The organism is Thiocapsa sp., from assembly GCF_018399035.1.
Classification (GTDB): Bacteria; Pseudomonadota; Gammaproteobacteria; order Chromatiales; family Chromatiaceae; genus Thiocapsa.
Genome location: NZ_CP073760.1, coordinates 2,843,544 through 2,856,048 on the forward strand (window position 1 = coordinate 2,843,544; position 12,505 = coordinate 2,856,048).

General features: G+C 64.9%; 12 protein-coding genes and 1 pseudogene. 4 read left to right on the top strand and 9 right to left on the bottom strand.

The features are described from left to right. Positions 1-96: 96 nt before the first annotated feature. Positions 97-468, bottom strand: a complete 372-nt coding sequence (locus KFB96_RS12820; protein WP_213458063.1) for an FmdB family zinc ribbon protein — start codon at positions 466-468, stop codon at positions 97-99. Positions 469-598: 130 nt separating this feature from the next. Here KFB96_RS12820 and KFB96_RS12825 point away from each other — a divergent pair, with 130 nt between their 5' ends. The 3 genes from KFB96_RS12825 to KFB96_RS12835 are packed head-to-tail and all read left to right on the top strand — an operon-like array spanning position 599 to position 2,145. After that, positions 599-838: a hypothetical protein gene (locus KFB96_RS12825; protein WP_213458062.1), complete on the top strand. Its 240-nt coding sequence runs from the start codon at positions 599-601 to the stop codon at positions 836-838. Beyond that, a complete protein-coding gene (locus tag KFB96_RS12830; RefSeq protein WP_213458061.1) occupies positions 765-1,271 on the top strand; it encodes a PIN domain-containing protein in 507 nt (168 codons plus the stop codon). The genes KFB96_RS12825 and KFB96_RS12830 overlap by 74 nt, the downstream gene beginning before the upstream one ends. Before the next feature lie 19 nt (positions 1,272-1,290). Beyond that, positions 1,291-2,145: an SDR family oxidoreductase gene (locus KFB96_RS12835; RefSeq protein WP_213458060.1), complete on the top strand. Its 855-nt coding sequence runs from the start codon at positions 1,291-1,293 to the stop codon at positions 2,143-2,145. Positions 2,146-2,463: 318 nt separating this feature from the next. Here KFB96_RS12835 and greA read toward each other — a convergent pair whose 3' ends face one another. From greA to trxC, 4 genes are all read right to left on the bottom strand, one after another. Then, positions 2,464-2,940, bottom strand: coding sequence for a transcription elongation factor GreA (gene greA, locus KFB96_RS12840; protein ID WP_213458059.1), 477 nt, complete (start codon positions 2,938-2,940; stop codon positions 2,464-2,466). A 241-nt stretch (positions 2,941-3,181) separates the two neighbouring features. Beyond that, the gene (gene carB / locus KFB96_RS12845) at positions 3,182-6,391 is read right to left on the bottom strand and encodes a carbamoyl-phosphate synthase large subunit (protein ID WP_213458058.1); all 3,210 of its coding nucleotides are present in this window, start codon (positions 6,389-6,391) and stop codon (positions 3,182-3,184) included. Positions 6,392-6,597: 206 nt separating this feature from the next. After that, positions 6,598-7,743: a glutamine-hydrolyzing carbamoyl-phosphate synthase small subunit gene (gene carA, locus KFB96_RS12850; protein WP_213458057.1), complete on the bottom strand. Its 1,146-nt coding sequence runs from the start codon at positions 7,741-7,743 to the stop codon at positions 6,598-6,600. Positions 7,744-8,083: 340 nt separating this feature from the next. Beyond that, a complete protein-coding gene (gene trxC / locus KFB96_RS12855) occupies positions 8,084-8,518 on the bottom strand; it encodes a thioredoxin TrxC (RefSeq protein WP_213458056.1) in 435 nt (144 codons plus the stop codon). A 129-nt stretch (positions 8,519-8,647) separates the two neighbouring features. On the opposite strand from trxC, the gene trxA reads away from it, so the two are divergent. Continuing rightward, the gene (gene trxA / locus KFB96_RS12860) at positions 8,648-9,508 is read left to right on the top strand and encodes a thioredoxin (protein WP_213458055.1); all 861 of its coding nucleotides are present in this window, start codon (positions 8,648-8,650) and stop codon (positions 9,506-9,508) included. Between the two features lie 214 nt (positions 9,509-9,722). Here trxA and tilS read toward each other — a convergent pair whose 3' ends face one another. The 4 genes and pseudogenes from tilS to KFB96_RS26785 form a co-directional block, all read right to left on the bottom strand. After that, positions 9,723-11,078 carry a tRNA lysidine(34) synthetase TilS gene (gene tilS / locus KFB96_RS12865; RefSeq protein ID WP_213458054.1) on the bottom strand — a complete coding sequence of 452 codons (1,356 nt, stop codon included), beginning with the start codon at positions 11,076-11,078 and terminating at the stop codon, positions 9,723-9,725. A gap of 4 nt (positions 11,079-11,082) precedes the next feature. Then, positions 11,083-12,057, bottom strand: coding sequence for an acetyl-CoA carboxylase carboxyl transferase subunit alpha (gene accA / locus KFB96_RS12870; RefSeq protein ID WP_213458053.1), 975 nt, complete (start codon positions 12,055-12,057; stop codon positions 11,083-11,085). 113 nt (positions 12,058-12,170) lie between these two features. Then, positions 12,171-12,323 (bottom strand): DUF3096 domain-containing protein, encoded by a 153-nt coding sequence (locus tag KFB96_RS26780; RefSeq protein WP_300971711.1) that lies wholly within the window; start codon positions 12,321-12,323, stop codon positions 12,171-12,173. Next, a pseudogene (locus tag KFB96_RS26785) lies at positions 12,315-12,467 on the bottom strand (DUF3096 domain-containing protein); the annotation flags it as partial. The pseudogene KFB96_RS26785 and the gene KFB96_RS26780, both read right to left, overlap by 9 nt. Positions 12,468-12,505 lie beyond the last annotated feature (38 nt).

Below are 12,505 nucleotides of genomic sequence, written 5' to 3' on the forward strand. Positions count from 1 at the left end.
TCGCCTCGTGTCTTCGCATCGAGCGACGCAACAGCGCGTCGCTCGATGCGGTTGATTGCGTGATGGGGTGGGGAAAGGTCGGTCGCCGCGTCCGGCTCACGCCGCGGGCTTTTTTTCGACCGGCTTCGGTTTTGGCTTCGGCGCGGCGCTCGCGTCCGGCTTCGCCGGGGTGGTGCCGCCCTTGTCGCCCGAGCCGGAGCCGGAGCCGGAGCCGGAGCCGGAAGCCGCACTGTCACCCGACTTGGTTTCCTTCTTCTCGCCGCCGTCGTGCAGATTCTTTTGGTTCGACTTTTTGAAGTCGGTCTCGTACCAACCGCCGCCCTTCAACCTGAAGGCGGCAGCGGAGATCTGTTTGCGCAGCGTCGGCTGACCGCACGCGGGGCAGTCGACCAGGGGCGGATCGCTGATCTTCTGAATCTGCTCAAGCGCATGACCGCAGGCCTCGCAGCGGTACTCGTAGATCGGCATCGTTCGTTCCTCAAAAACAAGCTGGCGCCAATTATCAGGCGTTTCCGTAAAGAATGCATACCGCAGACGGGCGGATCAGCGACACGGGTCTCGTGCTACACTGATCCAGTGTACTCGTGCGGAGACGTTCATGGCCAATCTGACGATCACTGTCGACGACGAGGTTCTCAAGCAGGCGCGAATGCGCGCACTGGAAGAGAACAGCTCGGTCAACGCCATACTGGGGCGCTATCTGCAGGACTACGCGCAAGCCGACGCGGCGCGACAGCGGCGCCAGGACGCGCTCGACGCCCTCCTTGCGTTGGCGCAGCACTGCCGCTGCGGCCGCGCCGGAAAAACCTGGACGCGAGAGGATCTGCATGAGCGGTGAGATCCGTTTTCTCGACACCACTGTGCTGGTTTATTTCTTCGACGACGATGAGCCGAAAAAACAGGCAATCGCCGAGCGGATCTTACGCGACGATTCCGGGATTCGGCTCAGCACCCAGGTGCTTGCAGAATTTTATGTCACGGTCACCCGCAAACTGGGGCGTCCGATGTCGCCCCAAGACGGCTTAACCGCCGTGCAACACTTTAAGACCTATCCTGTCGCGATGATCACCCAAGACCTGGTCACCCGGGGCATCAGCCGCAGCATCGACTCGCGGATCTCCTTTTGGGACGGCCTGATCGTGGAGACCGCACTGGCCGAAAAGGCTCACTTGCTGATCACGGAAGACCTTCAGGACGGATGGACGATCGGGTCCATGCGGGTTTGGAATCCCTTCAAGTCCGCCGGCAGCGACAATCCCCGGCCGTGCTGAGCACCGAGTCAAACCGACTATGACGTCGTCGACCAAGCGAACCATCCTCGTCACCGGCTGCTCCAGCGGCATCGGGCTCACCTGCGCGCTGGGCCTGGCCGAACGCGACTGGCTGGTCATCGCATCGGCGCGCAAGGCGGAAGATGTGTCACGGCTGAAGGAGCAAGGTCTTACGGCCGTTCAACTCGACCTGGACGACCCCGAGAGTCTCGCGAATGCCCTCGCGCAGACGCTGGACATCACCGGCGGACGGCTCGACGCACTCTTCAACAACGGTGCCTACGGACAACCGGGCGCGGTCGAGGATCTGACCCGAGAGGTGCTGCGCGCCCAACTGGAGACGAACCTGCTGGGCTGGCACGATCTGACCTGCCGCGTCATCCCGATCATGCGTCGGCAAGGTCATGGCCGCATCGTGCAGAACAGCTCCGTCCTCGGCTTCATCCCGCTGCCCTTTCGCGGCGCCTATGTCGCGAGTAAATACGCGCTGGAAGGGCTTACCGATACGCTTCGCCTGGAACTGCGCGGCAGCGGGATCTCGGTCTCCTTGATCCAGCCCGGCCCCATCCTGAGTCGCTTTCGCGACAACGCCTACCTCGCGCTGAAGGCGAACATCGACACCGAGCAGAGTGTCCACCACGACGCCTATGCGCGTGCGGAGGAGCGTCTGACCAAGGCAGGCGCCGCCCAGCCCTTCACCCTTCCGCCCGAGGCCGTGATGAACAAGCTGATCCATGCCCTGGAAAGCCCACGCCCGCGGATTCGCTATGCAGTGACCTTCCCCACTCACCTCTTCGGCGTGCTCACCCGGATCCTGCCCGACAGCGCGCTGGACTGGGTCATCGCACGCATCTCACGCGGCGGCGCCGGGTAGCCACCACAGCCGTCGGCATGGCCCCAGACCCTGCCCCCCCGTCTATGGTGGTCAGTGGCTAGTTGATTTCCGGGAAAGCAACGACCGGCGTGTAGGGGCGACTTCAGTCGCCCAGTGCTCTTCGGTCAAGGCTATTACCGGAAAAAAATGCCCGGCGGACCTCGCCGGCACGACCGGCCGAAGCGCGTTCAACGCGGTTCCCGGGATCATCGCGTCGAGCGCGACCCCGCCGGCAGTCAGGACGGAGGAAGAGGACGACTGCAAGTCGTCGATCCCGGGGGCGCCGCTTCGCGACGCTTGGCTCCTCCGGAAATCACCTTAAACGTACTTGACTTCCAGGATCTCGAACTCCCGCATCCCCCCCGGCACCTGCACCGAGGTGACGTCTCCCTCGCTCTTGCCGATCAAACAGCGTGCGATGGGCGAGCCGACCGAGATCTTGCCCTGCTTCAGATCCGCTTCATCCTCGCCGACGATCTGGAAGCTGTGCTCGATGTCCTTGTCCAGCTCCAACACCTGAACGGTCGCGCCGAAGACGACGCGGCCGTTGGCGGCGAGCTGCGTCACATCGATGATCTGCGCGTTCGCCAGCTTGCCCTCGATGTCCTGAATACGCCCTTCGACGAAGCCCTGCTGCTCGCGCGCGGCATGGTACTCGGCGTTCTCCTTCAGATCGCCGTGCGCGCGTGCTTCGGCGATCGCCTCGATGATGCGGGGACGCTCGATGCGCTTGAGACGCTCCAGCTCTTCGCGCAGTTTCTCAGCGCCTCCGACGGTCAGAGGAACCTGATTCATCGAATTCTCCAGGTTGAAACCTCCCCCTTCAGGGGGATAATGCCGCACGGGAGAGGCGTAACCTCTTCCGTGCCGTATCGCCCGGCTTGGCCGGGCGTGGATTGAAACATGGGTGATTTCCTCGTCTGGATGCACCGCCTTCGTCACAGTCGCGGATCGGGCCGAAGGCCCTCGGCGGGTCGGATCTTAGGGGTGTCGCATAGAAACAATCGCGGGCGCCGAAGGGCGCCCGCGAGATCGGTCAGGACAGATCTTGTAACCGATTGACGCTCAGAATGTCCAGCTGTTTCAGTGCCAGACAGGTCGCCTCGGCGCCGGAGATGGTCGTGGTGTAGCTGACCTTGTGCTGGAGCGCGGAACGGCGGATCGCCGCCGAATCGGCGATGGCTTGAGAGCCCTCGGTCGTGTTGACGATGAAGTCGACCTCGGTGTTCTTGATCATGTCGACGACGTGCGGGCGCCCCTCGGCGACCTTGTTGACACCGATACAGTCCAGACCGGCCTCGCGCAACGACTGTGCGGTGCCGTGGGTGCCGTAGAGCGTAAACCCGAAGGCCACCAGGTCGCGCGCCACCCGGATCAGGCGTGCGCGGTCGGCCAAGCGAACGCTCAACAGCGCCGTTCCGCCGAGTCGCGGCAGGAGCGTCCCCGCCCCTTCCTGCGCCTTGGCATAGGCCTCGCCGAAGGACTCGCCGACACCCATGACCTCGCCGGTGGACTTCATCTCGGGGCCGAGCTGGGTGTCCACGCCCGGGAACTTGATGAAGGGGAAGACCGCCTCTTTGACGAAATAGTGCTTGGGCATGCGCTCGCGACGCAGACCCTGCTCGGCGAGCGTCTTGCCGACCATGCAGCGCGCGGCCACCTTTGCGAGCGGCAGGCCGATCGCCTTGGAGACGAAGGGGACGGTCCGGGATGCACGCGGATTGACCTCGAGGATATAGACATCCTCGCCCTTGACGGCGAACTGCGCATTCATCAGGCCGACGACCTTGAGCGCGTGGGCCATTTGGGCCATCTGCTCGCGCATCCGGTCCTGGATCGAGGGGGACAGAGTATAGGGCGGCAGCGAGCAGGCCGAGTCCCCGGAGTGCACGCCGGCCTGCTCGATATGCTCCATGATGCCGCCGATCAGCACATCCTTGCCGTCGCAGATGGCGTCGATGTCGACCTCGATGGCATCGTCGAGAAAACGATCGAGCAGGACCGGGGACTCGTTGGAGACCCGCACCGCCTCGCGCATATAGCGGTTCAGCTCGGTCTCGTCAAAGACGATCTCCATCGCCCGCCCGCCCAGCACATAAGATGGACGCACCACCAGCGGATAGCCGATCCGGGCGGCCCGCTCGACCGCCTCGGCCTCGCTGCGTGCGGTTGCGTTCGGCGGCTGGCGAATCCCCAGCTCATGGATCATCTGCTGGAAGCGCTCGCGGTCCTCGGCCAGATCGATGCTGTCCGGGCTGGTGCCGATGATGGGCACGCCGGCGGCTTCCAGATCGCGCGCGAGCTTCAAGGGGGTCTGACCGCCGTACTGAACGATGACGCCGAGCGGCTTCTCCTTGGCGACGATCTCGAGCACGTCCTCCAGGGTCAGCGGCTCGAAATAGAGCCGGTCGGAGGTGTCGTAATCGGTCGAGACGGTCTCGGGGTTACAGTTGACCATGATGGTCTCGTAACCGTCGTCGCGCAGGGCAAGGGCGGCGTGAACACAGCAATAGTCGAACTCGATGCCCTGACCGATGCGGTTCGGACCGCCGCCGAGGACCATGATCTTTCGGCGATCGCTCGGCTCGGCCTCGCACTCTTCCTCGTAGGTGGAGTAGAGATAGGCGGTGCTGGAGGCAAACTCGGCCGCGCAGGTGTCGACGCGCTTGTAGACCGGCCGCAGACCCTGCCCGTGGCGCAGTGCCCGAATCTCATGCTCGCTGGTGCCGACGAGCTGCCCGATTCGCCGGTCCGAGAAGCCCTTGCGCTTGAGCAGACGCAGCGACTCGCGGCCCAAGGCTTCATGACCGGCGGTGCGGACATGCGCCTCGGTATGCACCAGATCCTCGATCTGAGCCAGAAACCAGGGGTCGATCTTGGACAGGCCGTGGATCTCCTCCAGGCTCATCCCGAGACGGAAGGCGTCGGCGAGATAGAAAAGCCGCTCGGCCCCGGTCTGGCGCAGCTCGTGGCGAACGCGCTTGGCCGCATCCGGCTCGCGCGGATCGACGATCTCCTCCAGACCGTAGCGGTCGATCTCCAGACCCCGCACCGCCTTCTGCAGCGACTCCTGGAAGGTGCGACCGATCGCCATCACCTCGCCGACCGACTTCATCTGGGTGGTCAGACGCGCGTCGGCCTGCGGGAACTTCTCGAAGGCGAAGCGCGGGATCTTGGTGACGACATAGTCGATGCTGGGCTCGAAGGACGCGGGCGTTGCCCCGCCGGTAATCTCGTTGCGCAGCTCGTCGAGCGTGTAGCCCACGGCCAGTTTGGCCGCGACCTTGGCGATCGGAAAACCGGTCGCCTTGGAGGCGAGCGCCGAGGAGCGCGACACCCGCGGGTTCATCTCGATAATGATCAGGCGACCGTCCGCCGGGTTGACCGCGAACTGCACGTTCGACCCACCGGTATCGACCCCGATCTCGCGCAACACCGCGATCGAGGCGTCGCGCATGATCTGGTATTCCTTGTCCGTCAGGGTCTGCGCCGGTGCGACCGTGATGGAGTCGCCCGTGTGCACGCCCATCGGGTCGAAGTTCTCGATCGAGCAGATGATGATGCAGTTGTCCGCACGGTCGCGGACCACCTCCATCTCGTACTCTTTCCAGCCCAGCGCCGACTCCTCGATCAGGAGCTCCTTGGTCGGCGAGAGGTCGAGTCCGCGCCGGCAGATCTCCTCGAACTCCTCCGGGTTGTAGGCGATGCCGCCGCCGCTGCCGCCCATCGTGAAGGACGGGCGGATGATGGTCGGAAAGCCGATCGAGGCTTGGACCTGAATCGCCTCCTCCAGGCTGTGCGCGATGGCCGAGCGGGGCATATCGAGCCCGATCTTGCGCATCGCCTTGCGGAAGAGGTCGCGGTCCTCGGCCTTGTCGATCGCTTCGCGCGAGGCGCCGATCAGCTCGACACCGAAGCGCTCGAGCACGCCCTCGCGCACCAGATCGAGCGCGCAGTTGAGCGCGGTCTGCCCGCCCATGGTCGGCAGGAGTGCATCGGGGCGCTCGCGCTCGATGATGGCCGAGACCGCGCGCCAGGTGACCGGCTCGATGTAGGTCGCGTCCGCCATCTCGGGGTCGGTCATGATGGTTGCCGGATTAGAGTTCACCAGGATGACCCGGTAACCCTCCTCGCGCAGCGCCTTGCAGGCTTGCGCGCCGGAGTAGTCGAACTCGCACGCCTGGCCGATCACGATCGGCCCGGAGCCGATGATCAGGATGCTGGAGATGTCGGTACGCTTAGGCATGGGGGTTCATTCGCCGGTTAAACCGCGCCCAGCGCGGTATGCGATGTTTTTGGATGGGATCGGCTCCGGCAGACTTGACGAGTACTGGAGCCGGCGCGGTTTAAGATATTAAAAAACATATCATTTTAAACCGCGCCCCGCTAAGGGCCGTGGATGCACCAAACGTCGAGCACACTCGAAGATCAGCATCTCGCTCCGGGCGCGGTTTAGGCCTTGCGGGCGCGCATGAGCTCGATGAAACGATCGAAGAGCGGTGCGAGATCATGGGGACCCGGACTGGCCTCGGGGTGACCCTGGAATCCGAAAGCCGGACGATCCCGATGCCGGATGCCCTGCAGACTGCCGTCGAACAAGGAGCGATGGGTCGCCTCGACCGTCGGGGGCAGACTGTCCTCGTCGACCGCGAAGCCATGGTTCTGGCTGCTGATCATGACCTCGCCGGTGGCGAGATCCTGCACCGGGTGATTGGCGCCGTGATGGCCGAACTTCATCTTCAGCGTGCGCGCGCCGCAGGCGAGGCCCAGCAACTGATGCCCGAGACAGATGCCGAAGAGCGGCATGTCGGTGTCCAGCAGCTCGCGGATCGCCGCGATCGCATAGTCGCAGGGCTCCGGATCCCCCGGACCGTTGGAAAGAAACACCCCGTCCGGCTTCAGACCCAGCACCGTCGTCGCCGGCATGTGCGCGGGGACGACCGTGACGTGACAGCCGCGCGCGGCGAGCATCCGCAGGATGTTGCGTTTGATGCCGTAGTCGTAGGCGATCACATGGAAGGGCAGACGATCGCCGACCGGATGAATAGACTCGGGATGGCCTTCGCCCAGCACCCAGACGCCTTGGGTCCAGGAATAGGTCTCGGACGTCGATGCCTCTTGCGCCAGATCCATCCCCTTGAGGCCCGGAAAGCCCTGTGCGGCAAGCAGCGCCGCCGCCTCGTCGATCCCCTCGCCGGCCTGAAGACAGCCGTTTTGGGCACCCTTCTCGCGCAGCAGACGGGTCAGACGCCGGGTGTCGATATCGGCGATGCCGACGATGCCTTGGCGCCGCAGATAGGCGTCGAGACGCTCGGTCATGCGAAAGTTGCTGGGCAGGATCGGCAGATCGCGGATGATGAGACCGGCGGCCTGCACGCGGTCGGACTCCTCGTCCTCCGGGTTGGTCCCCACGTTGCCGATGTGGGGGTAGGTCAGGGTGACGAGCTGTCGCAGATACGAGGGATCGGTGAGGATCTCCTGATATCCGGACATGGCGGTGTTGAACACCACCTCGCCGACGCTCGATCCATCGGCGCCGATCGACGTTCCCCGGAAGACGGAGCCGTCCTCCAGCACGAGTACCGCGGGTTTGCTCAAGGGTTTCTCCGATCCGGGCGGGGGGCGTGCAAGGGCCGCGACGCGAACGAGGGTGACGGCGCAATGACGCCTGGGCGGGCACACGGGCACCGACCTGACCCGCCGGAATTCTAAAGAAGCCGCGCGCGAGTGTCCATGTGCACCGTAATGACGAACGACGACAAGCCGCAGAACGGCAGGGCCGAAAACTGCCCGCGCTGCCGGCCGAGACATCCGCAACAAGATCGGCGTCTCGGACCCGGCGTCGGATTCCGTGCTAAACCGCGCCAGCTCCGACAGTTGTCGGAGCTGGCGCGGCCAAGCCAATCCAACATACGACGCATATCGCACAGGGCGCGGTTTAAAGCGCCTGCCGCGCCCAAGCGACGATCCCGTTGGTATCCATCGCCCCGGCCGTGCGTGCAACCTCCGCACCCCCGCGAAACAGCGCCAGGGTCGGGATGCTGCGGATACCGAAACGCGCACCCAGGGCTTGCGCCTCCTCGGTGTTGATCTTCACCAGACGCAGGTTCGGCTCGAGCCGACCGGCGGCGGCCTCGAAGGCCGGGGCCATCATCCGGCAAGGTCCGCACCAGGGCGCCCAAAAATCCACCAAGAGCGGCAGATCGCTGCGCGAGAGATGACGCGCAAAGCGGGCCTCGTCCAGCGCCAGCGGCTGGCCGAGAAACAGCGGACCGTGACACTTGCCGCATTTCGCGTCGGCACCGAGACGCTGCCGAGGGACCCGGTTGACCGCGTCGCAGGCGGGGCAGACAACATGAAGCGATTCGGACATGGCGATGACTCCTAGCGTTTGGATCCGGATACCCGGCTCGATCGACTTGAATCGACCCGATCCGACAGTTATGTTCGGCGGTTATACCGAGCACACGCCATCCGATCTGTCTTCAGGAGTGTCCCGATCATGGCCGATTCACCGAATATTGTGACCGTTACGGCGGAGAATTTTCAGGCGGTTGTCCTGGAGGGCTCGTTCGACCGCCCTGTTCTGGTCGACTTCTGGGCCGACTGGTGTGCGCCCTGCCGCATGCTGATGCCCATCCTCGCCAATCTGGCCGCCGAGTACCGCGGGCGGTTCATTCTGGCCAAGGTCAACACCGAAGAGCAACAGGCATTGGCCGCCGAGCTCGGTATCCGCAGCCTTCCCACGGTTCAGCTGTTCAAGTCCGGACGGCCCGTGGATCAGTTCATGGGCGCCCTTCCCGAGGCTCAGATTCGCGAGTTCCTCGACCGCCACATCCCGCGCGTCTCCGATGGACTCTTGGCACAGGCGCAGGGGCTGCTGGTCGCAGGCGATCTCGCCGGCGCCCGAACCCTGATCAACCGTGCACGGGAGGCCGATCCGGAGAACGCCCGCTTGGCGCTCGCCGAGCTTCAGCTCTTGGCGGCGAAGGGCGAGGTCGCCGCGGCGCTGGCGGCGATCGACAAGCTCCCGATCGAGCTTGCAGGCGAGCCCGAGGTCTTGGCCCTGCGCGGTCAGCTGCGGTTCGCGACGGCGCTCGAGGACGCACCGCCGGAAGCGGATCTGATTGCCCGGCTCTCGGACGACCCGTCCGACAGCCTAGCCCGCTATCAGCTCGCCGCACACCAAGTGCTGCGCGGTGATTACGCGTCGGCGCTCGAGAATCTATTGACCCTCATGACACGCGAGCGTGCGTTTCAGGACGACGCCGGACGCAAAGGGATGCTTGCGGTCTTCGATCTGCTCGGCGGCGGCGACTTGGTCGCCGGGTATCGCGCCAAGATGATGAATGCACTCTACTGAGTCGCGTGCCGAGCCACCCATTTAAACCGCGCCCAGTGCGGTATGCGATGTTTTTGGATGGGATCGGCCCCGGCGGTTTTGACGAACGCTGGAGTCGGCGCGGTTTAAAGTATTAAAAACATTAAATTTTAAACCGCGTCTCTCCGAGACCGAGAACATCTCCGAAGCTAAACGCAAAATGACAATGACGCATGTCGCTCAGGACGCGGTTTAGTCAGTCGGCCCGATCTCGAAAGAGGCCGAGGTCTTCCCAGGGATGGCCAAGCCATTGCGGCATCTCATGGGCCGCGTCGTGGCATGCGCAAATTCCGGCCACGGCGATCAGGGTCTCGCCCGAGAAGACCAAGGGCACGTAGGGGCGCAGCCAGCGCGGGATGCCGGCTTCCTGAAAGAGATTTTTGAGGGTGCGACGGCGGGACCTCGACCGCGGACGGCAGGTCTGCCCGGTCGAGCCGAAGCGGACCGTCGGGGCCCCGTCCGGCCATCGAGTCCGTTCCGCAACTTTGCTCGCGTCCGGCCATTGCAGCCATCCGAGTCCGCTCGGAAGCTCGAGCACGGGTGGCACCCCGCTCGGCGCTCGACGGATCGTCAATGCGCTCGGAGGCGGCAAGGGAGCGAGGGCAAAGAGATCGTCCCGGTAGCGGCGCACCTCGCAACCCGACCAAGCGACCAGCGGATCGGCATCGGCACGGGCCGGAAGAACCTCGTCGAGGATGCGCGCGAGATGTCGCCTATCGGGCAGCGCGAAACCGCGGCGACGCAGCCACAGTCGCAGGACCGCCTTGCAGCGCGAGCGCTCCAGCGCCCCGAGCGCCCGGATGCCGAGCGCGCCGGGATGCGCGCCGGCGCACGCCTCCATGAGCTCCGACGCCAGACCATCAACCAGGTAAGCCGCCTCGGCACAATGGCCCGCACTGCGCGAGAGGGTCGCGGAGAGTCCCGGCCAGCGCACCCTCAGCAAGGGGACCACGCTGTTGCGCAGATAATTGCGGTCCATCCGAACCGATGCGTTGCTCGGGTCCTCGATCCACGACAGCCCGCAGGACCTGACATACTGCTCCAGCGTCGTCCTCGGGAGATCCAATAGGGGCCGCACCAGACGGCCCTGCCCAAGCTCGGCCTCGCGCGGCATCGCCGCCAACCCATGAACCCCGCTCCCGCGCAAGAGCGCGAGCAGCAGCGTCTCCGCCTGATCGTCCTGATTGTGGGCCGTCAGCATGAGATCGCCGGGGCGCAGTACAGCAGCGAGGGCGCGATAGCGTGCCTCGCGCGCCGTCGCCTCGAGACTCTCTCCGGGGATGGGTTCGAGATGCAAACAGCACACCACGATGGGCACGCCGATGGCGTCGCAGATGCGGCGACAGTGATCGGACCACAGGGGCGAGTCGGGGTGGAGACCGTGGTCGATGTGGATGGCCCGCAGGTTGCCGGGCGCGTCATCGGCTCGGGCGGCAGCGGCGTGAAGCAGTGCGGTCGAATCCGTTCCGCCGCTGAAGGCGACCCAGCAGTCGCCGGTCGGGCCGAATCGGCGAAGCGCCTCGGCCACGTACGCCGGGACGCGCCCGGTCATGGCCTCACCGCGGTGCCGGGCGTTCGTCCTTGAACTTGCCGTAGCCCATCAGGCGCTTGTAGCGCGCGGCAACCAGCACATCCGGATCGGTCCCGCACAGCTCGTCGAGACGGGTCAGGAGCGCGGCCTTGATCGAGGCCGCGGTCGCCTCCGGGTTGCGGTGGGCGCCGCCGAGCGGCTCCTTGATGATCTGGTCGATCAGCCCCTGCTCGAGCAGCTTGTCCGAGGTGATCGCCATCGCCTCGGCGGCGAGCTGGGCCTTGTCTGCGCTCTTCCAGAGGATCGATGCGCAGCCCTCGGGCGAGATCACCGAGTAGGTGCTGAACTGCAACATGCCCAGCCAATCGCCGACGCCGATCGCCAAAGCGCCGCCCGAGCCGCCCTCGCCGACGACCGTGCAGAGGATCGGGGTGCGCAGCCTGGACATCTCGCGCAGGTTGCGCGCGATCGCCTCGCTCTGGCCGCGCTCCTCGGCGCCGACCCCCGGATAGGCGCCGGGCGTGTCGATGAAGGTCAGGATCGGCAGGCTGAAGCGCTCCGCCATCTCCATCAGACGCAGCGCCTTGCGATAGCCCTCGGGACGCGGCATCCCGAAGTTGCGCAGGATCTTCTCCTTGGTGTCGCGGCCCTTCTGATGGCCGATCACCATGACCGGCCGACCTTCGATCCGGGCCAACCCGCCGACGATTGCGCGATCGTCCGCGAAGGCCCGATCGCCATGCAGCTCGTGGAACTCGTCGAAGATCCGCCGCACATAGTCGAGCAGATAGGGCCGCTGCGGGTGCCTCGAGAGCTGGGAGATCTGCCAAGGGGTGAGCGCGGAGAAGGTGGAGTCGGTCAGCGCAACACACTTGGTATGGAGCCGCTCGATCTCTTCTTGGATGTTCAGCTCGTTGTCGAAGCCGACGAGACGCAGCTCTTCGATCTTCGCCTCGAGCTCTGCGATCGGCTGTTCGAAGTCGAGAAAGTTCAGGTCCATAACCACAGGATCGTCATTGGAAGCTGCGGGAGTCTGGCATTGCCGTCCCGCGAGTTCAAGCCGCCGTCGACGATCTTCGGGTTGCCGGCATCGTCAACGGGACCCGCGGAGCATCAGAGGCGAATGACACCGGCCTCGAGTAATCCTACGAGGATCAGATAGATCCCGATGACATAGTTGAGAATAGTGGGCTTCACCAAGATGAGCACACCGGCGACCAGGGCGATGATGGTCTGCGCCTTCACGGCCTGCCCCTGATAGACCAGCAGGAGGCCGAGCGCCCCGACCGCGAGCAGATAGGTCGCAACGGCGTAGTTGAGGACACGCGGAGCGATCAGGATGATGAGGCCCGCAACGATCGCGAGCACGGCCTGCAACGGCCACTGGACGAGGACGCTCGGGATCTCCATCGGTGTGTCACCTCTGCTGGTGTGGTTGAGGCTCGGGG